Below are 25,067 nucleotides of genomic sequence, written 5' to 3' on the forward strand. Positions count from 1 at the left end.
CTCCAGGGAGCGGCCTTTTTCATGCGACACGCAGTGCGCGGACCCTGCGTGACTCAGGCTACGTGCTGTTCGTCGACCTTCTTGCCGCCGATATGCAGCGTCTGGCCCTTGCCATACTGCTTCGCGAGCAGATCGCGATAGAGGCCCGGACGCTGACGCAGTTCTTCCGGCGTGCCGTCGTCGATGACCTTGCCCGCACTCATCACGATGATCCGGTCGAAGTTGTTCAGCGTCGACAGACGGTGCGCGATCGCGATCACGGTGCGGCCGACCATCAGCCGGTCGAGCGCCTTCTGGATCGCTTCTTCGGACGCGCTGTCAAGCGCGGACGTGGCTTCGTCGAGCAGCAGGATCGGCGCGTTCTTCAGAATCGCGCGCGCGATCGCGATGCGCTGGCGCTGGCCGCCCGACAGCTTCACGCCGCGGTCGCCGACGATCGTGTCGTAGCCCTCCGGCATCGCATCGATAAAGTCCGCGCAACGCGCCTCGCGCGCGGCCGCGAGCACTTCCTCGCGGCTCGCGTCCGGGCGGCCATACGCGATGTTCTCGTACACCGAGCGATGGAACAGCGAGATGTCCTGGGGCACCAGCGCGATCGCGTGGCGCAGGCTGTCCTGGGTAATCGATGCAATGTCCTGGCCGTCGATCCTGATCGCGCCGCCCTGGGTTTCGTAGAAGCGTTGCAACAGCGAAAGTACCGTCGATTTTCCGGCGCCCGACTTGCCGATCAGGCCGACGCGTTGACCGGGTTCGATATCGAGGTCGAAGTGATCGAGAATCGGCCGCCGGCGCGCATAGGCGAACGTGACGCTGTCGAACGTGACGCGGCCGCCCTGCGGCACGAGTTCGGTTGCGTCGTCGCGATCGGGCATGCCGTGCGGTTCGAGCAGCGTGCGCACGGCCTCCGCGAGTCGCGCGACATGCTGGGTGACGTCGACGAGCGCGACGGCGAGGTCGCGCGTGCCGTGCAGGATCGTGAAGCCGAGGGAGCTGACGAGCACGATGTCGCCCGAGGTCGCGCGGCCCTGGTCCCACAGCCACAGCGCCCAGCCGAGCAGTCCGGCCGACAGCAACGCGGTGATCACGGCGTGCAGCAGACGCAGCTTCTCCAGATAGAGCAGGCTTTGCTGGCGCGCGTCCATTTCCGACTTGACCGTCGACGCAAAACGGCGCTGTTCGCGGAACGTCATGCCGAACGCGCGCACAAGGCCCATGTTGCTGATCACGTCGACAAGTTCGCCGTCGACCGATGCCGCCTTGGTCGCGAAATTATGGTGGCGCGCGGAGCCGCGGCCCGCGAGCTTGTACAGCACAACCGCCAGGATAGCCGAGCACAGCATCAGGCCGGCCGCCATCAGCGGGTTCACCGCAACGATCATGACGATCGCGCCGAGCACCGCGATGCAAGGCGGCAGCACGTTCCACGCGGTGGTGTTTTCGGCGGTGTAGACGGCGTTCGAGGTCGCGGTGATCCGGCTTGCCAGCATGCCGGGCTGCTTTTCGGCGTAGTAAGTCGGCGAGTGGCCGCTCAGGTACTGGAACAGGTCCCGCCGCAGATCGCCCGTCACGGCGACGAATGTGTGGGCGGCGAACCAGCCGCCGACCCGCCACAACATATTGTCGGCGGCGATCAGGCCGACGAGGATCGCGAACGCGCCCCACAGCGGCCCGGGATGATGCCGGCCGCCGGCGAGCACGTCGATCAGATGTTTGATCGCATATTGCGAAGCGAGTGCACAGCCCACGGCCGCAAACACGCTGCACAACACGATCGCATGCGCGAGCGGATGGCGGCGGATAAAGCGGAAGAGAAACGCAAGCGGCCGGTGCGCATAGCTCGCGAGCTTTGCGTTCTGGGCGTTACGTTGGGCGATGGTCAAGTGTTCCAATTGAGCTGAGATCGATGTGTTGCGGGTTGTGCATGCAAAGCGCCGACTACACGGACAAGCATGGCTCTCCGTGAAGCCGATGCTTCGCATTGTAAACATGCAAAGGCGATTGCGCCCTGTGTATCCGGGCTTTGACGCGATTGATTTCGCGATGGACCTCCACGATCTGCATGGTCTCGACACCAGCCGTCGGGGCATTCAGGCAGATTGCGGAAAATTTCGAGATATGATTACAAATTGCATTCAACCGCGCCGCGGCAATTTTGCATTCCTATCGGCAAGATTGACGCACGAGAGTTCACAGACAAGGTTGCGCCTGCGTCGCGGAAACTTCATGGACACTTTAGAACTGTCTTAGAAAACAAGGGTTTGCAAAGTGTTTCGTGGTTGTAACAACGTAAAGACTTTGAAATGCCGCGCTGCGGCAACCATCCGGGCATCGATAATGCATGCCCGTTAGGCCGGCAAATTTTCTGACAGTTTGTCAACGTAGGTGCACGGTGCGCGTTTACTCGCACATGCGCAGACGCTGGTCCATTTGTCTGAGCCCGTTACCGAAGCGATCCATCGCAGGATTTCTCAAAAGAATCAGGCCCGCGCCGGCATCTCCGGCCAGACTGCCCTGGCGAGCAAGCGAGTCGCTTTTTCCAAATGCAGTACTTTTGCCTGATTTTTTACTAGGAGTTCGTCATTATGCGAATCGCTCAAATCGCTCCGCTGCACGAGGCGGTTCCTCCCAAGCTGTACGGTGGTACGGAACGCGTGGTGTCCTACCTGACCGAGGCTCTGGTCGAGCAAGGCCACGACGTCACGCTGTTTGCAAGCGGCGATTCGCAAACCTCGGCGAAGCTCGAAGCTTTCTGGCCGCAGGCGCTGCGCCTCGACCCGACGATTCGCGACGTGATGGCGCCGCACATGCTGCTGCTCGAAGAAGTGCGCCGCCGCGCGGACGAATTCGACGTGCTGCATTTCCACATCGACTACTACCCCTTCTCGCTGTTCGCGCGTCAGCCGGTGCCGTTCGTGACGACGCTGCACGGCCGTCTCGATCTGCCGGAACTGCAGCCGATCTTCAACACGTTCAGCGACGTGCCGGTCGTGTCGATCTCTGACAACCAGCGCAGTCCGCTGCCTCAGGCGCACTGGCTGGAAACCGTCTATCACGGTTTGCCGGAAGACGTGCTCAAGCCGATTCCCAACGTCGAGCCCAGCTACCTCGCATTCCTGGGCCGCGTCTCGCCGGAGAAGGGGCTTGACAGGGCGATTCGCATTGCCGGGCAGGCAGGCATGAAGCTCAAGGTCGCCGCCAAGATCGACAAGGCCGACCGTGCCTACTACGAAGAAGTCATCAAGCCGCTGATGTCGTTGCCATACGTCGAGTACATCGGCGAAATCGGCGAAGCTGAAAAGCGCGAGTTTCTCGGCAATGCGCACGCACTGGTGTTCCCGATCGACTGGCCGGAGCCGTTCGGTCTCGTGATGATCGAGGCGATGGCTTGCGGCACGCCGGTGATCGCGTTCAATCGCGGTTCGGTGCCCGAAGTGATCGAAAACGGCGTGTCGGGTTTCGTCGTCGAAGACGAAATCAGCGCGGTCGCTGCCGTCAAGCGTCTGAACACGCTGTCGCGCGCTGGCGTGCGCAAGGCGTTCGAATCCCGCTTCTCGTCGAAGGTGATGGCGCAGAACTACGTCGCCACGTACGAAGAGTTGCTGCGACGCAAGCATCGCACGGTGCTGCGCGAAGTCAACGCTGGCTGATTGGCGGTTGATTCGACGTAGTTGATTCGCCGTAGTTGATTCGCATTAGAAAGACCTGGCAGCAAGAACCGGTTGTAAACTTCCTTCGCTGCTTTCGACGCCCCGCTGGCATGTCGCCCGCGGGGCGTTGTTGAATGCGCCGCATTTTTCGTCGGCGCGCAACTGAAAATTCGGATTTCCGCGCGGCGCGAACGAGCCAGTCTCGGTAATATCCCTATAATGGCCGTGCCGCAAAATGGGCTGCGGCGCGCCGACGACAGGAGGATGCCTTGGCGAGAACGAAGGAGACGCGTGCGAACGCCGCGCCCGGCGCCGGAACGATTTTTACGTTGCGCGCCATCGGTCTCGTGCTCGCCGCCCGCTGGCTTTTCTCGATGTCCGAGATGAACCTGACCACCGCGCTGACCGCGATGGCATCTTCGCCATGGGCATGTATCAACCTCGTCTTTCTGTTCCTGCTGATCTTTCTGCCGGGCGCGCGCGCCGTCGCTGAGCGTCCGTTTCATCCGTTGCCGCAATGGCTGCGGCAGGCACTGCGCCTGTTCGCGTTCCTCGGGTTTCTGTTTGCGCTGTGGTCGGTCGGCGCGTTCGTTGCGAGCGCCGGTTGGCGTCGCGCAATGCAGGCGGTCGCAGCCACCAACGGCTGGCTCGTCGCGGCGCCGGTGCTGTACGCGATGGTCTTGTGGATCTGCCGGCCGCTGCCGTTGTGGCGTACCAATGTGGCGGCGCGGCGTTTCGCGATCGGCCGCTATGCCGTGTCGCTCGATCCGCTGACGCGCACCGTCGTCGTGTGGGCCGAGCGGCGCAAGGTCGGGCAATATGACGCGCGCGAGTTGTCGGTGCGTTGGGCGAGCGGTTCCGATACGCGCGCGAGGCCGGCGCCCGTGGTTGCTTTCGGCGCGGCGAGCGAGGCCGGTGCGTCAGCGGCGCCGATGAGCTCGGTCGCGGCGCCGTCGCTTGCGCGCAGTGCGTTCGGCGTACGTCCGAAGGTTGAGTTGCTGTGGGATTCGCCGGCCGCCGCGGGTCATAACCGGCAGACCGTTTTCCGCGCCCCGCTGACGACCGAAGGAGATCGCGTCGCCGCCCGCGCGCTCGACACGACGCTGCGTCAGGTCTGACGCAGCACGTTTTGTGCTATTAAGCACGTCGCATGACCGATGCACGCATCCCGAAGCGAAGCTTCGCCGATAATGCAATCACGGCGCCCGGCCTACAGCTGGGCGTGGGAAACACTCATCGATCGTATTGCGTCTTTCGCAGGAGTCGCCATGCTGGTTCGCTGGTTGCTTGCCGCCCTTCATCTGCTCGCTTATGGTTTTGCGCTCGCGTCGATTCTCAGGCGCACGTGGTCGCTGCGTCGCGCGTCGGTGCCCGCCGCGTTGCGTTCGGTGTTCCGTGCTGATTCAGGCTGGGGCATCGCCGCGCTGGTGCTGATCGTGACCGGGTTGATGCGCGTGTTCGGCGGGTATGAGAAGGGCGCCGACTACTACCTGCACGAGCCGCTCTTTCACGTGAAGATGGCGTTTCTGGTGCTGATCCTGATCCTCGAGGTGCCCACCATGCTCGGCCTGATGCGCTGGCGCGCGTCGATCCGGAGCGGCGCGGCGCCAAATCTGAAGAGGGCGCGTTCCTACGCGCATTTCAGCGTGATCCAGACCGTTCTGCTGGTACTGATGGTGTTTGCCGCGACCGGAATGGCGCGTGGTATCGGGCTGCCCGCCGGCGTGGTTTAGCGCGGCGGGCCTTCCATTCCTGCGAGGCTAGTGGCGTTAAGCGTGGCGAGGCTTGCCGCGGCGGCTAATCCATCCCTGCGTCGCGCTAGCCGACCAGCAAACCGGAATCGCCGACCCGGTCGGCTTTGAACTCTGCCGTCTCGCGCACGCGCTCCGGCTCGCCGAGACCCTTGATCAACTCCAGCGCCTGACGCTCGAACAAGCGACGGTACAAGCCGTTGTCGCGTTTGATCAGCGCGTCGTGGCTGCCTTCTTCGATCACTTTGCCCTTGTCGAGCACCAGCAGCCGGTCGAGTGCTCGCACCGTCGACAGCCGATGCGCGACCACCAGCGTCGTACGTCCTTGCATCAGCCGCTCCATCGCGCGCTGGATCAGCACTTCGCTTTCGCTGTCGAGGCTCGACGTGGCTTCGTCGAGGATCAGGATCGGTGCGTCGGCGAGAAACGCGCGCGCGATCGCGACGCGTTGACGCTCACCGCCCGATAGCTTGATTCCGCGTTCGCCGACCAGCGTGTCGTAGCGATTCGGCAGCGCGGCGATGAAGTCGTGCGCGCTCGCGAGCCGCGCGGCACGCTCGATGTCGGCGCGGCTCGCGCCTGGCCGTGCATACGCGATATTCTCAGCAAGCGAGCGGTGAAACAGCACAGGTTCCTGCTGGACGATCGCGATCTGGCTGCGCAGTGACGCTTGCCGGACCTGCGCGATGTCTTGACCGTCGATCGTGATCCGGCCGCCCGAAATGTCGTGAAGGCGCTGGATCAGCTTGATGAAGGTGGTCTTGCCCGAGCCGGAATGACCGACCAGCCCGACGCGCTCGCCCGGCGCGATGCGTAGGGAGAAGTCGTCGTAGAGCGGCCGGCTGTGCGCGCCATAATGAAACGACACGTGCTCGAAGCGGATCTCACCGACGCGGATCGCGATCGGGCCGGCGCCGGGACGATCCTCGACGCCGAGTGGCTGACTTTCGAGCGACACCAGTTCCTCCATGTCGTTGACCGAGCGTTGCAGGTTGCGGATGTGCATGCCGATGTCGCGAAGGTAGCCTTGCAGCATGAAGAACATCGTCAGCGCGAACGTGATGTCGCCGACGCTCGCTTCGCCGCGCGCCCACAGCAGCAGCGCCACGCCCAGAATCGCGGCCTGGATCGCGGCCAGCATGCCGCCCTGGAGGCCGCCGTTGAGCGTGCCGCGCACCCACGTGCGGCGCGTGCGCTGCCGCCATTTGCCGATCACGTGCGCGAGGCGCGCTTCCTCGCGCGCTTCCGCGCCGAACGCCTTGACGACGCCGTTGCAGCTGACCGCATCGGCGAGCGCGCCGCCCATGCGCGTGTCCCAGGCGTTCGCGAGACGCGCGGATGGCGCGACGAAGCCGAGCGACACCGTCACGGTCACGCCGATGTACAGCAGCGAGCCGATGCCGACGACGACGCCCATCATCGGCCAGCGCCAACCAAGCAGCGCGGTCGCACCGGCCAGCATCACGAGCGATGGCAGCAGCGCGATCAGCAGCGTATCGTTCAGCAGGTCTAGCGCCCACATGCCGCGCGTGATCTTGCGCACGGTCGAGCCAGCGAAGCTGTTCGCGTGCCAGTCGGTCGAAAAGCGCTGCACGCGATGAAACGCGCGCGCGGCGATCTCGCTCATCATCTTCAGCGTGAAGCGGATGATGTTGAAGTACACGCCCTGGCGTAGCAGGGTCACGGCGAGGCCAAGCGCGGCAAGCACGCCGAAGGCATCGAGCGCGTGGTGCCAGACGGGCGCCGACGATGCCGGACCGGCAGCGATCGCGTCGACGAGACGTCCGGCGAAGACCGGCGTCAGGATGTCGGCGCCCGCTGTGAGCAGCGCGAGCGCCGTGATCACGACGATGCGCCACGGCTGTTGTGCCCAGTGACGGAAGGTGAAGCCGAGGACATCCTTGAAGGCTTGTCCGCGAAAGTCGAGTTTTCTGTTGGCCATTTGCTTTCGACCCGGCGACGCACGAGCGCGCCGAGGTTCCAGTCAGAAACGAAAAAGGGTAGACAGCCAGCGGAGGCCGGAATCCGCGCGGGAACGCGACGGCAGGCAACGGCAACGGAACAACGGACTGTCCGGAATGAACGCGGCGCGCCTGTCGAGGCGCCCCAGCATCAGCGACGACGCGGCGGCTTTATGGCCTCATCGGTCGTGGCGGACGGGCCGACGGTCGCGACACCATGCGAGGGAATGCGCGATGCACTGCGAACATGTGGCGCCTCCCTGAGATGGTTCAAGATGGAGAAACCGGACGGAGCCGGATCGGGCGAATGCCCGTTCGCCGAATATAGCAACAAGGCGGGGCGCTCGCCAACCTACGGAACGACGTGGTTCTACGGCCAGCAGTACCTCGGATGGCGCACGCGAAGAATTGCCGGCAAATAGAAAAAGGGCTTACGCATTGCTACGTAAGCCCTTTTGTCTTCGGTGATCGACACACCAAGAATCTGGTGGGTAGTACTGGGATCGAACCAGTGACCCCTGCCGTGTGAAGGCAGTGCTCTACCGCTGAGCTAACCACCCGAAGAGAGTCAAATTATGTCAGGGATTTCCGGGTACGTCCAGTCTTTTTCAAGCAGTTTGCTCATCCGTTGCGGGCGCGGGTTCAGTACGCCAGACGCTGATACCTTTGATTGCTTTGTCGAGACCGTCGAGCACCGCTTCGTGCGCGGCGCTTTCGACGTCGCTCGCAGCGATCACGACCAGTTCCAGCAAGTCGAGCGCGACGCGCGGCGCGTGCGTATCGCCGCCGGTCTGCGCTTCACCAAGCATGTCGATGACGAGGCTTTCCTGGCCGCGCGTCATCGCCAGATAGACTTCTGCGAGCAGTTCCGAGTCGAGTAGCGCGCCGTGCAGCGTGCGGTGCGCATTGCTGATGCCGAAGCGGTCGCACAGCGCATCGAGCGAATTGCGCTTGCCGGGGAACATCTGCTTGGCTTGCGCGAGCGTGTCGATGATCTCGCCGCAGTGCGTGTTCACCGGCGGCAGACCGAGCAGCGCGAACTCGGCGTCGAGGAAGCCGATGTCGAAGGGCGCGTTGTGGATGATCAGGTCCGCGTCCTGGATGAAGTCGCGGAACTGGTCGATGATCTCGGCGAACTTCGGCTTGTCGCTCAAAAATTCCGTGGTGAGGCCGTGCACCGCGAGTGCGCCCGGATCGCTATCGCGCTCCGGGTTGATATAGAAGTGCAGGTTGTTGCCGGTCAGCCGGCGGTTCACCAGTTCGACGCAACCCAGTTCGAGAATCCGGTCGCCGCCGCGGGCGTTCAGGCCGGTCGTTTCGGTATCGAGGATCAGTTGACGCATGTCGGATTAGCCAGCTTCGAAAAAATTGCAGAAAAAAGTGGAGAGGGCGCTGCGCGTCGTTGCTGACGCGCGCAGTCTCCTTACAACTGCGCGAGCGATGCCACGCCGCGATTGGCCAACTGATCGGCGCGTTCGTTTTCCGGATGTCCGTTGTGGCCGCGCACCCAGCGCCATTCCACCTCGTGTTGCGCGACGAGCGCATCGAGCCGCTTCCACAGATCGGCGTTCTTGACCGGCTGCTTCGCCGCGGTGACCCAGCCTTTCTTCTTCCAGCCGTGAATCCACTCGCTGATGCCCTTCTGTACGTACTGCGAGTCGGTGTGCACGATCGCCTTGCACGGGCGCTTCAACGCCTCGAGCGCGGAAATCACGCCCATCAGCTCCATGCGATTGTTGGTCGTGTTGGCCTCGCCGCCGAACAGTTCTTTTTCCTGGCTGCCGAAGCGCAGCAACGCGCCCCAGCCGCCAGGGCCGGGATTGCCCTTGCAGGCGCCGTCGGTATAGATGTCGATGTGATCCGGAGTCATTCGCTATGGTTACGTGTGTTCGGGGTGGCGGGCGCGAGACCCGCTGCGAGGACGGGCTTTTTAACTTTCAGCGGCCCAACGAGGCGCATGCCGCGCACGCGCTTGATCGCCTTGATCATGTAGGTGGCGCCGAAAATCGGCCACCAGCGGTCGCCGGCGGCTTCCATGAAGCCGTAACGCGCGAGCCATTGATCGCTCGCGAGCGGCGGACGATAGCATCCGAAGCGTCCGCGTTCAAGGTCGAAGCCGAGCAGCTTGATCCAGTCCTTCAGGCGCGTGAACGCGATCAGGTCGACGGCGGCGGGCACGAACGGGCGGCCTGTCATCTTGCCGATCGACTGCCGTACGCCCCACAGCGACAACGAGTTGAAGCCGAGGATGATCAGCTGGCCTTCGGGCACCAGTACGCGTTCGGCTTCGCGCAGCAGCCGGTGCGGGTCGCTGGTGAATTCGAGCGTGTGCGGCATCACGAGCAGGTCGACGCTTTGCGCTTCGAAAGGCAGATCGAGCAGGTCGCACCAGACCGCGCTGCGCCCGGCCGGCGCGTGCAGACCAAGGGCGCCTGACGCGGCATTCGCGGGATTGTCGCCGCCAGCTATGCCCGCGCCGCTGATGCCGCTCGCGCTGCCACGACGTGCCGAGCGCGGATACGTGTACGGCGCGCTCGCGCCGCTCGCCGCGTCGAGCACGAGGCCGCGGCACGGCATGCGGTTCTCGCGCAGCGCGTCAAGCTGCGGCAGGCCGAGTTGCAGCGCATGATAGCCGAACATGTCCGACACCACGCGGTCGAGCTGGGTTTGCTCCCAGTCGAGCACGTAGCGGCCTGGCGGCGAATCGGTCCAGGCGGGCCAGTCTATAATCGCTCGGTCAGTCATATTAAAAATGCGTCGCCTATGAATGCGCTCGAGTACGTATCGGTCCCGGCGTTTGAAGACAATTACATCTGGATCATTGCCGACGGACACCACGCGGTCGTCGTCGATCCGGGCGAAGCCGCCCCAGTGCGCGCCTGTCTGGCCCAACAAGGCTGGCGGCTGAGCGCTATTTTACTCACGCACCATCATCAAGACCACGTCGGCGGGGTGGCCGATCTGCTGAACGGGCAGGACGTGCCGGTCTATGGCCCCGCCGGCGAAGCGATCGCGCACCTGACGCATCGTCTCAAAAACGGCGATCACGTGACGATCGCGGCACCCGCACTCGAATTCAGCGTGCTCGACGTTCCCGGCCACACGAGCGGACACATTGCTTATTTCCAGGCGGCCGATTCGCGCGGCACGCCGCACGTATTTTGTGGCGACACGCTGTTCGCGTGCGGCTGCGGGCGCCTTTTCGAAGGCACGCCGCAGCAGATGCTGAACTCGCTCGATGCACTCGCCGCGCTGCCCGGCGCAACCGAAGTGCATTGCGCGCACGAATACACGCTGTCGAACATTCGCTTCGCGCTCGTTTGCGAGCCGCACAACGCCGAACTGCAAGCGTGGCGCGACAAGGCGAACGAGCTACGCGCCCGCCGTCAGCCGACATTGCCGACCACGATCGCGCACGAGCGCGCGGTCAATCCGTTCCTGCGAGCCGGCGAGCCGGCGATCCAATCGAACCTTGAAGCACAATTGCACGAGACGGTGTCCGACCGGCTGAAAGCCTTCACGTTGATGCGCGAATGGAAGAACCGCTTCCGTTGATCCGGAGGGCATTCGGCGCTTCTTCACGCGATGAATCGGAAGAATTCGCCAAGCCCAAGATTTGGTTGATTTTTTTCTCGATTTTCCGATTGACGGAAACGTTGACGTTTCGTACTATCGGCTGCAAATTCCAGCCCCTTGTGGAAACCGAGACGTTCATGCGATTCATCTTAAGTGCGTTATTGGTCCTGACACTCGCCGCGTGCGCGAGCCAGGGACCGACGACGAACACCGCCAATAACTCCGCCAGCCAGCAAGCCGTAGCCGACGCCCTTCGCAAGAACGCCACCGCTAAAGAAACCATCAATGTCGACCAGAGCTCCGTCAATCAGTTGACGAGTCAGGACGCCGATCTGTGGGGCCGCATTCGTCGTGGCTTCCAGATGACGGACCTGCAGAGCGACCTCGTCGACATGCAGCTCAACTGGTATCTACAGCGTCCCGATTACGTGCAGCGCATGACCGAGCGCTCGCAGAAATACCTGTATCACATCGTCGAGGAGCTCGAGGCTCGCCATATGCCGACCGAGCTCGCGCTCCTGCCGTTCATCGAATCTGCGTATAGCCCGCAGGCTTTGTCGGTCGCCAAGGCGGCTGGTATGTGGCAGTTCATGCCGGGCACGGGTCGCACTTACAACCTGAAGCAGAACATGTGGCAGGACGAGCGCCGCGACGTGCTCGCGTCGACCAGCGCCGCGCTCGACTACCTGTCGAACCTGCACGACATGTTCGGCGACTGGCAACTCGCCCTCGCCGCGTATAACTGGGGCGAGGGCAACGTGCAGCGCGCGATCGCGCGTAACGAGGCGGCGGGTCTGCCGACCGACTACCTGAGCCTGCGTATGCCGAGCGAAACGCGCAACTACGTGCCGAAGCTGCAGGCGGTCAAAAACCTCGTGATGAACCCGCAGATGTACGGGCTCACGCTGCCGTCTATTCCGAATCACCCGTACTTCGTGACCGTGACGACCTCGCACGACATCGACGTCGACATCGCCGCGCGGCTCGCGAATATGTCGACGGACGAGTTCCGTTCGCTGAACCCGTCGTTCAAGAAGCCGGTGATTCTCGGCGCGACGCAGCCGCAGATCCTGTTGCCGTTCGACAACGCGTCCGCGTTCGAGCGCAATCTGAAAACGTACTCGGGCTCGCTGTCGTCCTGGACCACCTACACGGTCGACGAACGCGCGACGCCCGCGGCGATCGCGCAGAAAATCGGCGTCGACGCCGACACGCTGATGGAGGTGAACAAGATTCCCGTCGGCATGCGCCTGAAGCCGGGCTCGACGATCGTCGTGCCGCGCGGCTCGGACGACGACGAGGACATCAGCGCCGACGTTGCCGAGAGCGCGGTGCTCGCGATGGAGCCCGACGTCCCCGACACGCGCAAGATGCTGATCCGCGTGCGCCGCAATCAGTCGATGGCCGCCATCGCGCTGCGCTATGGCGTGTCGGTCGGTCAGTTGAAAGCGTGGAACAAGACGCATCGCGATCAGGTTTCGCGCGGTCAGGTCGTCGTGCTGCACGTGCCGGTCGGCAAGTCGGTGCCGAACGAGCCAGGTCCTGAAAAAATCGCCGCCGACGTGCAAGGCGGCAGCGTGCAGAAGATTGGCGTCCGTGCCGCAGACTCACACGGCTATTCGCGCTACGATAAGAAGAAAGGGCGCGGCCATTCAGCCATCGTCAAGGTCTCCGAGCCGGGCGGCAAGGGTGACAAGCCGGCGGCGCCCATTGCCACCAAGGGCAAGGTCGAGAAGGTGTCGGCCTCGGTGCCCGGCAAGGCGTCGAAGGCCGCGGCAGAGAGCCGCCCGAAGATCGCGGCCAACGCGAAGAAGAAGGGTAAATAGACCAATAGCGGCTCCCACGGTAGTGACCACATGCGTTGCGGGGGCAGCGCATGGATTGCGCTCCGATCACGCACCGTGTTCATGCAACGCCGTCCGCTTAGGGTGACGGCGTTTTTCATTGCGCGGACGATTCCTGCGGGTTGGCCGTATTTACTTTATTGTTCGTGCTTCGGTCACATTGGCCGTTCGGTGCCGTCCTGTCCCGATCCGTCCGAACCTCAGGCGAGGTTCTTGAGATCATTTCCAGGCTTACTTCCTGATTTATGTCGTCGACCCGACTGCGCGTCTTTCTGCTTTTTTCCGCCGGCTACTTCGTCTCTTACGTGTTTCGTGGCGTCAATGTCGGTTTCGCGCCGTTCATCACGCGCGATCTCGGTCTGTCCGCCGCCGATCTGGGTGTGCTAACCAGTCTGTATTTCCTCGGTTTCGCGGGCGCGCAGATCCCCGCCGGCGTGCTGCTCGACCACTTCGGCGCACGTCGCGTGACGGCTGCCACGCTGATTTTTGCCGCGCTCGGCATCTGGGTATTCGGCGCCGCGCACAGTCTCGGCATGATGATGGTCGGGCGGTTGCTGATCGGCGTCGGCGTGTCCGTGTGTCTCGGCGCCGCGTTCAAGGCGCTCGCGCAGCATTTTCCGGTGGCGCGTCTGCCATTAATGAACGGGCTCGTGATGGCGATCGGTGGGTTCGGTGGCGTGATGGTCGGCTCGCCGCTCACCTGGGTGCTCGGTTTCTCCGGTTGGCGCCCGGTCTGCGTCGGGCTCGGCGTACTGACGGTGATGGTCGCGCTCGCACAATGGACGCTCGCGCCGGACGCGCGCGAAACGCATCGTCAGGCGAACCTCGTCGCGCAGTTCAAGGGCACGTGGCACATCTTGCGCAGCGCGGCGTTCTGGAAAATCGCGTCGTTTTCGGTCGTTACGCAAGGCGTTTTTTACGCGATGCAGTCGTTGTGGGTCGGAGCATGGCTGCGCGATGTACAAGGCTTCGAGCCACGCCGGGCGGCGGCGCTCGTGTCGATTCTCGGCTTCGCGATGATGGCCGGCTGCGTTGGGTTCGGCGCGGCCGCGCGTAGCCTCGAGCGGCGCGGCATCTCGCTGCACGCGTTCTGCGGCATCGGCATGGCGCTGTACGTGCTGACGCAGATGCTGATCATGTTCAACGCGCCGTTGCCGGCAAGCCTGCTGTGGGCCGCCTACGGGATCTTCGGCGGCACCGGCATTTTGAGTTATGCGGTGATGGCGCGGCATTTCCCGCCGCAGATGAACGGGCGGGTCAACACGACGCTGACGCTGATCATTTTTCTGCTGATCTTCGGTTTTCAGATCGGCGTCGGCGCGGTGCTGTCGCACTGGCCGGCCAGCGGCGGGCATTACCCGGTGGTCGCGCATCTGAGCGCGTGGGAAATCCTCGTCGCGCTGCAGGTGCTGAGCGCGATCTGGTACGTGTTGCCCGGTCGGCAACTTGCCCAGTCGGCCGAGATGCGCGCGAAACAGGAGGCTTGAGCGGCGGCGCGTCGGCTCTTGCATCGGAGGTACGGGCCGCCACGGCTGTTCCGTTCCCGCCAACGTCGTGCCCTCGAGCCGTATGGAAGTGCGTGGCAAAGATCTCGCTCCGCCGCCTGGCAAGGCTTTGATCGTCCGCCCGACAGGCCGTCCGGGGTTCGTGTCCTATCTCGGATTTGGAGGGAAGGGCGGATTCAGGCTATAATTTCAAGGTTTGAGCTTATCAACCCGCACCCTAGCGCCTACCTCCCCCATACCGTTCATCCGCCGCGCGCCATTGGCGTAGCAAGAAGGGCCCCGCACCCAGCCGAGTCGTCCACACATTGGACCATCGCGCCCCTTGCAGCGTCACCGGCAGCTCGCGAGCGAGTCTGCGCGCGCATCCAGCATGTGTTTCGCTGCGGCTTGCAATCGGATCGACAGGTGGCAACAGGGTGTTCCCCCAAGGAGTCTCCCGTGTTGCCGTCATTTTCTCCCGCTTTGCTCGCGCTCGCCGACGGCACGGTCTTTCGTGGTTATTCGATCGGCGCCCCCGGGCATACCATCGGTGAAGTCGTGTTCAACACCGCCATTACCGGCTATCAGGAAATCCTGACTGACCCGAGCTACGCGCGCCAGATCGTGACCCTCACGTACCCGCATATCGGCAACGTCGGCGTGAACGCCGAAGACGTCGAAGCGACGAAAGTCCATGCCGCCGGCCTGATCATCCGTGATCTGCCGGTTCTCGCGTCAAACTTCCGCATGGAGCGCACGCTCCCCCAATATCTGCAGGACGAAGGCGTGGTCGCGATCGCCGGCATCGACACCCGCAAGCTGACCCGCGTACTGCGCGACAAAGGCGCGCAAAACGGCGCGATCCTCGCTGGTTCCGACGACGAAGCCAAGGCCATCGAACTCGCACGCTCGTTCCCGGGCCTTGCGGGCATGGACCTCGCGAAAGTCGTGTCGACCCAGGAAACCTACGAGTGGACCAAAACTGAATGGCGTCTGGGCACGGGCTACGGCGAGCAGAAGGCGCCGAAGTACCGGGTGGTCGCATTCGACTACGGCGTCAAGCAGAACATCCTGCGCATGCTGGCCGAGCGCGGCTGCCATGTCACCGTGCTGCCGGCGCAATCGAGCGCCGCTGACGCGCTCGCGCTCAACCCGGACGGCGTGTTCCTGTCGAACGGCCCCGGCGACCCGGAACCGTGCGACTACGCGATCGCGGCGACGAAGGAGTTCATCGAGCGTGGCATCCCGACCTTCGGTATTTGCCTCGGCCACCAGATCATGGGCCTCGCGGTCGGCGCCAGGACCATGAAGATGAAGACCGGCCACCACGGTGCGAATCATCCGGTCAAGGATCTCGAAGACGGCCGCGTGGTGATCACGTCGCAGAACCACGGCTTCGCGGTCGATGCCGACACGCTGCCCGCCAATGCGCGCGTGACCCACGTTTCGCTGTTCGACGGCACGCTGCAGGGCTTCACGCTGACCGACAAGCCGGCGTTCTGCTTCCAGGGCCACCCGGAAGCGTCGCCCGGTCCGAACGATATCGCGTACCTGTTCGACCGCTTCACCGCGCTGATGGACGCGCAGAAGGCCGGCAACAGCGCAGCGGCTTGAAGCAGTAAGGCCGGCCGCAAAGACCAGCCGGAGACGGCTCGCGGCGGCCGCTGCGGCCGGCGGCTCCACGCTGCGGGCACGCTGCGAAACAGCGCGCGCATTCTCAAAACTGCGCGCGCCGACGGAAAGAATTCAGGAATACATTAGCGAGAGCGTTATGCCGAAGCGGACAGACATCAAGAGCATCCTCATCATCGGCGCGGGTCCGATCATCATCGGCCAGGCGTGCGAGTTCGACTATTCGGGCGCGCAGGCATGCAAGGCGCTGCGTGAGGAAGGCTACAAGGTCATTCTCGTCAACAGCAATCCGGCGACGATCATGACCGACCCGAACACGGCCGACGTGACTTACATCGAGCCGATCACGTGGGAAGTGGTCGAGCGCATCATCGCGAAGGAGCGCCCGGACGCGATCCTGCCGACGATGGGCGGCCAGACCGCGCTGAACTGCGCGCTCGATCTGCACGCGCACGGCGTGCTGGCGAAGTACGAGGTCGAGCTGATCGGTGCATCGCCGGAAGCGATCGACATGGCGGAAGACCGCCAGAAGTTCAAGGACGCGATGACCAGGATCGGCCTCGGTTCGGCCAAATCGGGCACCGCGCATTCGATGGAAGAAGCGCTGCAGGTGCAGGCGAAGATCGCCGCGGAAACTGGCAGCGGCGGCTATCCGGTCGTTATCCGTCCGTCGTTCACGCTGGGCGGCTCGGGGGGCGGTATCGCGTACAACCGCGACGAATTCGAAGAGATCTGCAAGCGCGGTCTCGACCTGTCGCCGACGCGCGAACTGCTGATCGAAGAGTCGCTGCTCGGCTGGAAAGAGTACGAGATGGAAGTGGTCCGCGACAAGGCGGATAACTGCATCATCGTCTGCTCGATCGAAAACCTCGACCCAATGGGCATCCACACCGGCGACTCGATCACGGTCGCGCCAGCGCAGACGCTGACCGACAAGGAATACCAGATCCTGCGTAACGCATCGCTCGCGGTGCTGCGCGAGATCGGCGTCGACACGGGCGGCTCGAACGTGCAATTCTCGATCAATCCGAATGACGGCCGGATGATCGTGATCGAAATGAATCCGCGCGTGTCGCGCTCGTCGGCGCTGGCGTCCAAGGCAACCGGCTTCCCGATCGCGAAGGTCGCGGCAAAGCTCGCTGTCGGCTATACGCTGGATGAACTCAAGAACGAAATCACCGGCGGCCAGACCCCGGCGTCGTTCGAACCGACGATCGACTACGTCGTCACGAAAATCCCGCGGTTCGCGTTCGAGAAATTCCGTGAAGCCGATTCGCGCCTGACCACGCAGATGAAATCGGTCGGCGAAGTCATGGCGATCGGCCGCACGTTCCAGGAGTCGTTTCAGAAAGCGCTGCGCGGCCTCGAAGTCGGCGTCGACGGTCTCGACGAAAAGACCACCAATCGCGACGAGATCATCCGCGAGATCGGCGAAGCCGGTCCGGATCGCATCTGGTATGTCGGCGACGCGTTCCGTGTCGGCATGAGCGCGCAAGAGATCTTCGAGGAGACCGCGATCGACCCGTGGTTCCTCGCGCAGATCGAACAGATCGTGCTGAAGGAAAAGGCGCTGACGGGCCACACGCTCGCGAGCCTCACGAAAGAAGAGTTGAAGTATCTGAAGCAGAGCGGCTTCTCGGATCGTCGTCTGGGCAAGCTGCTCGGCGCGAAGCCGGCGGACGTGCGCGCGCGCCGTATCGAGCTGAACGTGCGTCCGGTGTACAAGCGCGTCGATACCTGTGCGGCTGAGTTCGCGACCAGGACCGCGTACATGTACTCGACCTACGAGGAAGAGTGCGAAGCGAATCCGACCAGCAACAAGAAGATCATGGTGCTGGGCGGTGGCCCGAACCGGATCGGCCAGGGTATCGAGTTCGACTACTGCTGCGTGCATGCCGCGCTCGCGATGCGCGAGGACGGCTATGAAACAATCATGGTCAACTGCAACCCGGAAACCGTTTCGACCGACTACGACACCTCCGACCGTCTTTACTTCGAATCGCTGACGCTCGAAGACGTGCTCGAAATCGTCGACAAGGAAAAACCGGTCGGCGTGATCGTGCAGTACGGCGGCCAGACACCGCTGAAGCTCGCGCTCGATCTCGAGGCGAACGGCGTGCCGATCATCGGTACGTCGCCGGACATGATCGACGCGGCCGAAGACCGCGAGCGCTTCCAGAAGCTGCTGCAAGCGCTCGGTCTGCGTCAGCCGCCGAACCGCACCGCGCGCGCCGAAGACGAAGCGCTGAAGCTCGCCGACGAAATCGGCTATCCGCTCGTCGTGCGTCCGTCGTACGTGCTGGGCGGCCGCGCGATGGAAATCGTCCACGAGCCGCGCGACCTCGAACGCTATATGCGCGAGGCCGTCAAGGTGTCGAACGACTCGCCGGTGCTGCTCGATCGCTTCCTGAACGACGCAATCGAATGCGACGTGGATTGCATTTCGGATGGCGAGGCCGTGTTCATCGGCGGCGTGATGGAGCACATCGAACAGGCGGGCGTGCACTCGGGCGACTCGGCCTGCTCGCTGCCGCCGTATTCGCTGTCGAAGGCGACGGTCGCCGAACTGAAGCGCCAGACCGCCGCGATGGCGAAGGCGCTGAATGTGATCGGACTGATGAACGTGCAGTTCGCGATCCAGCAGGTACCGCGGGCTGACGGTTCGAAGGACGACATCATCTATGTGCTCGAAGTGAACCCGCGCGCGTCGCGCACGGTGCCGTACGTGTCGAAGGCGACCAGCCTGCCGCTCGCGAAGATCGCGGCGCGCGCGATGGTCGGCCAGAAGCTCGCAGCGCAAGGCGTGACGAAGGAAGTCGAACCGCCGTACTTCAGCGTGAAGGAAGCAGTGTTCCCGTTCGTCAAGTTCCCGGCGGTCGACCCGGTGCTCGGACCTGAAATGCGTTCGACCGGCGAAGTGATGGGCGTCGGCCAGACGTTCGGCGAGGCGCTGTTCAAGTCGCAGCTCGCGGCGGGTTCGCGTCTGCCGGAATCGGGCACGGTGCTCCTGACCGTGATGGACGCCGACAAGCCGAAGGCAGTCGAAGTCGCGCGCATGCTCCACGAGCTCGGCTATCCGATCGTCGCGACCAAGGGCACGGCTGCCGCGATCGAAGCGGCCGGCGTGCCGGTCAAGGTCGTCAACAAGGTGAAGGACGGCCGTCCGCACATCGTCGATATGATCAAGAACGGCGAGATCGCGCTCGTCTTCACGACGGTCGACGAAACGCGCGCGGCGATCGCCGATTCCCGCTCGATCCGCATGAGCGCGCAGGCGAACAAGGTCACGTACTACACGACGATGTCGGGCGCGCGCGCGGCGGTGGAGGGTCTTCGCTATCTGAAGAACCTGGAAGTCTATGATTTACAAGGACTCCATGCTCGCCTAAACTAGGGCTTCGACTTCCTGTCCAAGATGTAAGTGCCGCGGTTAAGCGGCGTTCCGCAGGTGCTGCGGCCCGGGTCTGTGCACGGGCGGCGGCTTTCGCGGAATGCACTTAACCGCGGTGATTTTTTTTATGGCCGTTTTTTGCCTCCAGAGTTGTTTATGAGCACTATTCCATTGACGAAGCGCGGCGCAGACATGCTGCGCGATGAATTGCAGCGCCTGAAATCGGTTGAACGTCCGGCCGTGATCAACTCGATCGCGGAAGCGCGCGCCCAGGGCGATCTGTCGGAAAACGCGGAATACGACGCTGCGAAGGAAAAGCAGGGCTTCATCGAAGGCCGCATCGCCGAAATCGAGTCGAAGCTCGCGGGCGCGCAGGTGATCGATCCGTCGCAAGTGGAAGCGGACGGGCGCGTGGTGTTCGGCGCGACGCTCGAGCTCGAGGACCTCGCGTCGGGCGCGTCGGTCAAATACCAGATCGTCGGCGATGACGAAGCAGACATCGATCACGGCCTGATCTCGATCAGCTCGCCGATTGCGCGCGCGCTGATCGGCAAGTCGGAAGGCGATGTCGCGTCGGTGCAGGCGCCTGGCGGCGTGCGCGAATACGAAATCATCGCGGTCAGCTACATCTGAGGGTGACGCCGGTGTCTCTGATGCCGCATCGTTTTTTCCGCCTGTTGACGGTCGCGTGGGTCGGTAGTCTGTTGACTATCGGCTACGCGGTCGCGCCCGTGCTATTCACGACGCTCGACCGGATGACGGCGGGTGCCGTTGCCGCGCAGCTGTTTCGGGTTCAGGGTGTGATTGGCGTCGTGTGCGGCATTTTGCTGCTCGGTCTCGCCAATCTGCTCGTGCGGCGCGGCAGTGGCGAGTATCGCCGCTTGCGCTGGCTGCTCGCCGGTATGCTCGGATGCGTGCTTGTTGGCTATTTCGCGTTGCAGCCGTTCATGAACGCGATGCGCGTCGCCGCGGTGGAGGCGGGCAGCGACGTCGGGCATTCCGTTTATGCGACGCGATTCGGCATCCTGCATGGCGTGTCGAGTCTGTTCTATCTGATCGAGAGCCTGCTGGGTCTTGCGCTCGTGTGGCTGCTGCCGTCGCGTGTTGGTGTGGCGGCCGACGAAGAGGGCGCGCGCGATGTTGCGAGGAAGGTGGCTGGCTGAAGTTCGCGGGTGACTCTGATGGCTAGTGGTGTGACGCCGCGCTATTGCCGCGGGTTGGTGCCGATGCCCGCGATGAGCGTCGAGTCGCGGCTAATCGTCGCGAAATCCGGTGGCCAACTGCGATTCAGTCGCGCGGTGCGGAGTCGGTCCGCACCGTGGCCGCATGTTCTCCTACTTCGACTGATGCGAGCGCTTCGCGCTGGTTTGACGCTTCTTCGCACGCTTGATGTTGCCACCCTGCGTCACGCGTTCATTGCCGCGCACCAGCACCGCTTTGGCTCGCGGCTTGCGCATCGGCACGTCGGTCGGCTTGACGACCTTGACGACGCGCGGCGCGCGCCCCTTGGCCGGCCGGGCTTCTTCGGCTGCCGCTTCGCGGGCGCTCGGCAACGCGCCGCGCTTCGCTTTTGCCGCGGGCTGTGCCGATTCGGGCTTCCAGATCACGAGCAGCTTGCCGATATGCTGGATCGGCGCCGCGTACAGGGTGTCGCAGATTTCTTCGTAGATGGCGATGCGTTCGTCGCGCTCATCGCCGAACACGCGGATTTTGATCAGCTGGTGTGCCGCGAGATGCACCTTGATTTCGGTGAGCACAGCGTCGGTCAAGCCTTCGGCCCCGACGAGCACGACCGGTTTGAGCGCATGTGCCTGGGAGCGCAACTCGGCGCGTTGGTCGGAAGAGACTTTGAGGGCTGGCATGGAAAGTGGGAGACTCGACTAAAATGGCGGCTCCTGCGTTTTGTCCGAGCGATTCGGGCGGCTTGATTCGGCAGGGCGCGCGTCAGAACAACAGAATCGCGGATAGCCGCCAGTGTGGCGGTGGCCGCGCGAATTAACCGCGTATTATCCCCTAAAGCGCGACCCGACGCAGCAACAGTTCAATCTTTAATGGCAAAAAACAAGTTCAACACCGCGTGGCTGCATGACCACATCAACGATCCGTACGTCAAAATGGCGCAGCGGGAAGGCTATCGCGCCCGAGCGGCCTACAAGCTGAAGGAAATCGACGAGCAGGACAAGCTGATCCGTCCGGGGCAGGTGATCGTCGATCTGGGTTCGTCGCCGGGCAGCTGGAGCCAGTACGCGCGCAACAAGCTCGCGGGTGGCTCGCAGCGCAACCTGGAGCGCGAAGGTGGCATCGACGGCACGATCATCGCTCTAGACATTCTGCCAATGGAGCCCGTGGCCGACGTGCACTTCATCCAAGGTGATTTCCGCGAAGACTCGGTACTGGTCCAGCTCGAAGAATTGGTCGGTGCGCGCCAGGTAGACCTTGTAATTTCGGATATGGCGCCCAACCTGTCTGGCGTGGCGATCGCGGATGCGGCGCGGATCGAGCACTTATGCGATCTCGCACTGGAATTCACGCAAAATCACCTGAAATCGGATGGTGCCCTTTTAGTCAAATGCTTTCACGGCAGCGGTTATAGTCAGATTGTCGAAAAGTTCAAGCGCCAATTCAAGGTGGTGGCGGCCCGCAAGCCGAAGGCGTCGCGGGATAAATCGTCAGAAACATTTATTTTGGGTAAGCATTTGAAGCGTCCCGCATAGGGGTGCGGCGATCCATTTTTCACCTCTGCCAATAACGAGCCCGATGCGTTGGAGACTGGCGTCGAGCCGGGCCGCTACCTATTTTCGTGGTAGTGAAACGTTATGGCAGGGGTCTGCGGACTGGATTAGAATGCTTTAGTGGTGCCGCAAGGCAAATGTAGGCGCCCGTCTAAGTGAAGGAGTGGTGCTTTGAACAACAATATGTTTTCGAAAGCAGCAGTGTGGCTGGTGATCGCACTGGTGCTGTTTACGGTGTTCAAGCAGTTCGACAAGCCCCGTGTCCAGGAAGGTGTTTCCTATTCGCAGTTCATGGACGACGCGAAGAACGGCAAAGTCAAGAACGTCATTGTCCAGGGGCGGAACCTCACGGTCACTCCAGCAGACGGCCAGAAGTACCAGATCGTGTCGCCCGGCGACATCTGGATGGTCGGCGATCTGATGAAGTATGGCGTACAGGTGAGCGGCAAGGCTGACGACGAACCCAATGCACTGATGTCCGTGCTGTATTACCTCGGGCCGACGATCCTGATCATCGGTTTCTGGTTCTACATGATGAGACAGATGCAGGGGGGCGGCAAAGGCGGGGCCTTCTCGTTTGGAAAGTCGCGCGCGCGACTGATCGACGAGAACAACAACGCAATCAATTTCACCGACGTCGCCGGTTGCGACGAAGCCAAGGAAGAAGTGTCGGAACTCGTCGACTTCCTGCGCGATCCGCAGAAATTCCAGAAGCTCGGTGGTCGTATTCCGCGCGGCGTGCTGCTCGTTGGCCCGCCGGGAACGGGTAAGACGCTTCTCGCGCGCGCTATCGCCGGCGAGGCGAAGGTGCCGTTCTTCAGTATTTCGGGCTCGGACTTCGTCGAAATGTTCGTCGGTGTCGGCGCGGCTCGTGTGCGCGACATGTTCGAGCAGGCCAAGAAGCACGCGCCGTGTATCGTGTTCATCGACGAAATCGACGCAGTCGGTCGTCATCGCGGCGCCGGCATGGGCGGCGGTAACGACGAGCGCGAACAGACGCTGAACCAGATGCTCGTCGAAATGGACGGATTCGAGGCGAACTCGGGCGTCATCGTGATCGCCGCGACGAACCGTTCGGATGTGCTCGACAAGGCGCTCTTGCGTCCGGGCCGTTTCGACCGTCAGGTGTACGTGGGTCTGCCCGATATTCGCGGCCGCGAGCACATCATGAAGGTGCACCTGCGCAAGGTGCCGATCTCGAACGACGTTGATGCGGCAGTGATCGCGCGCGGCACGCCGGGTTTCTCGGGCGCCGATCTCGCGAATCTCGTCAACGAGGCAGCACTATTCGCGGCGCGCCGCGGCAAGCGCATCGTCGAAATGACGGACTTCGAGGACGCAAAGGACAAGATCTTCATGGGGCCGGAGCGCAAGTCGGCCGTGATCCGCGAAGAATCGAAGCGTGCTACCGCGTATCACGAATCGGGTCACGCCGTGATCGCGAAGCTGTTGCCGAAGGCCGATCCGGTGCACAAGGTCACGATCATTCCGCGCGGCCGCGCGCTGGGCGTCACGTGGCAGTTGCCGGAGCATGACAACGAAACGTACTCGAAGGAATATCTGCTCGACCGACTTGCCATTCTGTTCGGTGGCCGCGTCGCGGAAGAGCTGTTCCTGAACCTGATCAGCACCGGCGCGTCGGACGACTTCAACAAGGCGACGCAGACGGCCCGCGCAATGGTTGCCCGCTTCGGCATGACGGACGCGCTCGGGCCGATGGTCTATGTCGACGACGAAAACGAGGCTTCGCCGTTCGGCCGCGGCTTTACGCGGACCATTTCGGAAGCGACGCAGCAGAAGGTCGACGCGGAAATCCGCCATGTGTTGGACGAGCAGTACAATCTCGCACGGCGCCTGCTCGAAGGGAACCGCGACAAGGTCGAAGCGATGACCGCCGCATTGATGGAGTGGGAGACGATCGACGCCGATCAGATCAACGACATCATGGCTGGCCGTCCGCCGCGTTCACCGAAAAGCTCGCCGCCGTCGGCAAGCGACGCCTCGTCGGGCGGCAGCCCGGGCACCGAAGTCAAGCCGGGCAGCGCAACCGCGCCGGCCTGATCGGCAGCCAGTAGAAAGTGCGGGCCGGTGTGCTACACACCGGCCCGTTTTGCATTTATCCGTTCCAAGTGAAGCATTGCTACGTGTCGAAAGTCGATTCTTCTTCCGTACCCGTTCCAGAGCCGCTGCAATGCGGCCGATTCAAGCTGACGTTTGAACGCCCGTTGGTCATGGGCATCCTGAACGTTACGCCCGATTCCTTCTCCGATGGCGGGATGTACGCGATGCGCGGCGATGCGCTGCGCCAGGCCGAGCGCATGATGCTCGAGGGCGCGGACATCATCGATATCGGCGGAGAATCGACGCGTCCCGGCGCGCCGCCGGTGCCGCTCGACGAAGAGCTGCAGCGCGTGATACCGCTCGTCGAGCAACTGCGCGGTGCGAACGTGCCGTTGTCGGTCGATACGTACAAGCCGGAAGTGATGCGTCATGCGTTGAGCGCGGGCGCCGACCTGATCAACGACATCTGGGGCTTCCGCATGCCCGGCGCGATCGACGCGGTGCGCGACAGCGACTGCGGCCTTTGTGTGATGCATATGCTGGGTGAGCCTCAGACCATGCAGCTCGGCGAGCCGCACTATGGCGACGTTGTCAGCGACGTCCGCCATTTCCTCGAGGAGCGTGTCGCGACGTTGCAGCAGGCGGGGATTGGGCGCGAGCGCATCAGCGTCGATCCGGGTTTCGGCTTCGGCAAGACCGTCGTCGAGCACAACTACGCGTTGCTCGCGCATCTGCGCGACACGGCGCCACGCGCCGCAGCGCCGTATCCGATTCTTGCGGGCATGTCGCGTAAGTCGATGATTGGCGCGGTCACGGGGCGGCCGGCGCCGGAGCGCGTGGCCGGCAGCATCGCCGCGGCGGTGTGCGCGGCCGAGCGGGGCGCCGCGATTTTGCGCGTACACGACGTCGCGCAAACACTCGATGCATTGAAAGTATGGGCAACCCTGCGCGACGCAACCAGGCAGAGCCGCGCGCACGGTTGAACCCG

Annotated in this window: 19 protein-coding genes and 1 tRNA gene; 13 read left to right on the plus strand and 7 right to left on the minus strand. The window is 63.2% G+C overall.

The features are described 5' to 3' along the window. Window positions 1-53: 53 nt before the first annotated feature. Complete coding sequence (locus tag F6X42_RS14205) at window positions 54-1,889, minus strand: ABC transporter ATP-binding protein (protein ID WP_187634831.1); 1,836 nt, start codon at window positions 1,887-1,889, stop codon at window positions 54-56. A 693-nt stretch (window positions 1,890-2,582) separates the two neighbouring features. Between F6X42_RS14205 and F6X42_RS14210 the strand changes: the two genes are divergently transcribed. The 3 genes from F6X42_RS14210 to F6X42_RS14220 all read left to right on the plus strand — a co-directional run bounded on the left by F6X42_RS14210 (window position 2,583) and on the right by F6X42_RS14220 (window position 5,380). After that, window positions 2,583-3,647 carry a glycosyltransferase family 4 protein gene (locus tag F6X42_RS14210; protein WP_187634832.1) on the plus strand — a complete coding sequence of 355 codons (1,065 nt, stop codon included), beginning with the start codon at window positions 2,583-2,585 and terminating at the stop codon, window positions 3,645-3,647. A gap of 269 nt (window positions 3,648-3,916) precedes the next feature. Further along, window positions 3,917-4,765, plus strand: a complete 849-nt coding sequence (locus F6X42_RS14215; protein ID WP_187634833.1) for a hypothetical protein — start codon at window positions 3,917-3,919, stop codon at window positions 4,763-4,765. A gap of 150 nt (window positions 4,766-4,915) precedes the next feature. Beyond that, window positions 4,916-5,380: a DUF2214 family protein gene (locus F6X42_RS14220; protein WP_187634834.1), complete on the plus strand. Its 465-nt coding sequence runs from the start codon at window positions 4,916-4,918 to the stop codon at window positions 5,378-5,380. Window positions 5,381-5,465: 85 nt separating this feature from the next. Here F6X42_RS14220 and F6X42_RS14225 read toward each other — a convergent pair whose 3' ends face one another. The 5 genes from F6X42_RS14225 to F6X42_RS14245 form a co-directional block, all read right to left on the minus strand. After that, window positions 5,466-7,340 (minus strand): ABC transporter ATP-binding protein, encoded by a 1,875-nt coding sequence (locus tag F6X42_RS14225; protein WP_187634835.1) that lies wholly within the window; start codon window positions 7,338-7,340, stop codon window positions 5,466-5,468. A 504-nt stretch (window positions 7,341-7,844) separates the two neighbouring features. After that, a tRNA-Val gene (locus F6X42_RS14230) sits at window positions 7,845-7,919 on the minus strand. Window positions 7,920-7,967: 48 nt separating this feature from the next. Next, window positions 7,968-8,702, minus strand: a complete 735-nt coding sequence (gene dnaQ / locus F6X42_RS14235; protein ID WP_187634836.1) for a DNA polymerase III subunit epsilon — start codon at window positions 8,700-8,702, stop codon at window positions 7,968-7,970. 80 nt (window positions 8,703-8,782) lie between these two features. Continuing rightward, window positions 8,783-9,229: a ribonuclease HI gene (rnhA, locus tag F6X42_RS14240; protein ID WP_187634837.1), complete on the minus strand. Its 447-nt coding sequence runs from the start codon at window positions 9,227-9,229 to the stop codon at window positions 8,783-8,785. Further along, window positions 9,226-10,104: a class I SAM-dependent methyltransferase gene (locus tag F6X42_RS14245; protein ID WP_187634838.1), complete on the minus strand. Its 879-nt coding sequence runs from the start codon at window positions 10,102-10,104 to the stop codon at window positions 9,226-9,228. The genes rnhA and F6X42_RS14245 overlap by 4 nt, the downstream gene beginning before the upstream one ends. 18 nt (window positions 10,105-10,122) lie before the next feature. Between F6X42_RS14245 and gloB the strand changes: the two genes are divergently transcribed. The 7 genes from gloB (at window position 10,123) to F6X42_RS14280 (ending at window position 20,449) form a co-directional block, all read left to right on the plus strand. Then, window positions 10,123-10,914, plus strand: coding sequence for a hydroxyacylglutathione hydrolase (gloB, locus tag F6X42_RS14250; protein WP_187634839.1), 792 nt, complete (start codon window positions 10,123-10,125; stop codon window positions 10,912-10,914). Between the two features lie 158 nt (window positions 10,915-11,072). Next, a complete protein-coding gene (locus tag F6X42_RS14255) occupies window positions 11,073-12,761 on the plus strand; it encodes a transglycosylase SLT domain-containing protein (RefSeq protein WP_187634840.1) in 1,689 nt (562 codons plus the stop codon). 263 nt (window positions 12,762-13,024) lie between these two features. Beyond that, complete coding sequence (locus tag F6X42_RS14260; protein WP_187634841.1) at window positions 13,025-14,266, plus strand: MFS transporter; 1,242 nt, start codon at window positions 13,025-13,027, stop codon at window positions 14,264-14,266. A gap of 456 nt (window positions 14,267-14,722) precedes the next feature. Further along, the gene (gene carA, locus F6X42_RS14265) at window positions 14,723-15,877 is read left to right on the plus strand and encodes a glutamine-hydrolyzing carbamoyl-phosphate synthase small subunit (RefSeq protein ID WP_187634842.1); all 1,155 of its coding nucleotides are present in this window, start codon (window positions 14,723-14,725) and stop codon (window positions 15,875-15,877) included. 157 nt (window positions 15,878-16,034) lie between these two features. After that, window positions 16,035-19,289: a carbamoyl-phosphate synthase large subunit gene (carB, locus tag F6X42_RS14270; RefSeq protein WP_187634843.1), complete on the plus strand. Its 3,255-nt coding sequence runs from the start codon at window positions 16,035-16,037 to the stop codon at window positions 19,287-19,289. Between the two features lie 153 nt (window positions 19,290-19,442). After that, window positions 19,443-19,919 carry a transcription elongation factor GreA gene (greA, locus tag F6X42_RS14275; protein ID WP_187634844.1) on the plus strand — a complete coding sequence of 159 codons (477 nt, stop codon included), beginning with the start codon at window positions 19,443-19,445 and terminating at the stop codon, window positions 19,917-19,919. Window positions 19,920-19,939: 20 nt separating this feature from the next. After that, complete coding sequence (locus F6X42_RS14280) at window positions 19,940-20,449, plus strand: DUF4149 domain-containing protein (protein ID WP_187634845.1); 510 nt, start codon at window positions 19,940-19,942, stop codon at window positions 20,447-20,449. 171 nt (window positions 20,450-20,620) lie between these two features. Here F6X42_RS14280 and F6X42_RS14285 read toward each other — a convergent pair whose 3' ends face one another. Further along, window positions 20,621-21,148 carry a YhbY family RNA-binding protein gene (locus F6X42_RS14285; RefSeq protein WP_187634846.1) on the minus strand — a complete coding sequence of 176 codons (528 nt, stop codon included), beginning with the start codon at window positions 21,146-21,148 and terminating at the stop codon, window positions 20,621-20,623. A 189-nt stretch (window positions 21,149-21,337) separates the two neighbouring features. Here F6X42_RS14285 and F6X42_RS14290 point away from each other — a divergent pair, with 189 nt between their 5' ends. The 3 genes from F6X42_RS14290 to folP all read left to right on the plus strand — a co-directional run bounded on the left by F6X42_RS14290 (window position 21,338) and on the right by folP (window position 25,062). Further along, window positions 21,338-22,000, plus strand: a complete 663-nt coding sequence (locus tag F6X42_RS14290; protein ID WP_187634847.1) for an RlmE family RNA methyltransferase — start codon at window positions 21,338-21,340, stop codon at window positions 21,998-22,000. A gap of 189 nt (window positions 22,001-22,189) precedes the next feature. Further along, the gene (gene ftsH / locus F6X42_RS14295; protein ID WP_187634848.1) at window positions 22,190-24,079 is read left to right on the plus strand and encodes an ATP-dependent zinc metalloprotease FtsH; all 1,890 of its coding nucleotides are present in this window, start codon (window positions 22,190-22,192) and stop codon (window positions 24,077-24,079) included. An 83-nt stretch (window positions 24,080-24,162) separates the two neighbouring features. Beyond that, a complete protein-coding gene (gene folP / locus F6X42_RS14300) occupies window positions 24,163-25,062 on the plus strand; it encodes a dihydropteroate synthase (protein WP_376776366.1) in 900 nt (299 codons plus the stop codon). Window positions 25,063-25,067: the final 5 nt, after the last annotated feature.

The organism is Paraburkholderia podalyriae (genome assembly GCF_014397785.1).
Classification (GTDB): Bacteria; Pseudomonadota; Gammaproteobacteria; order Burkholderiales; family Burkholderiaceae; genus Paraburkholderia; species Paraburkholderia podalyriae.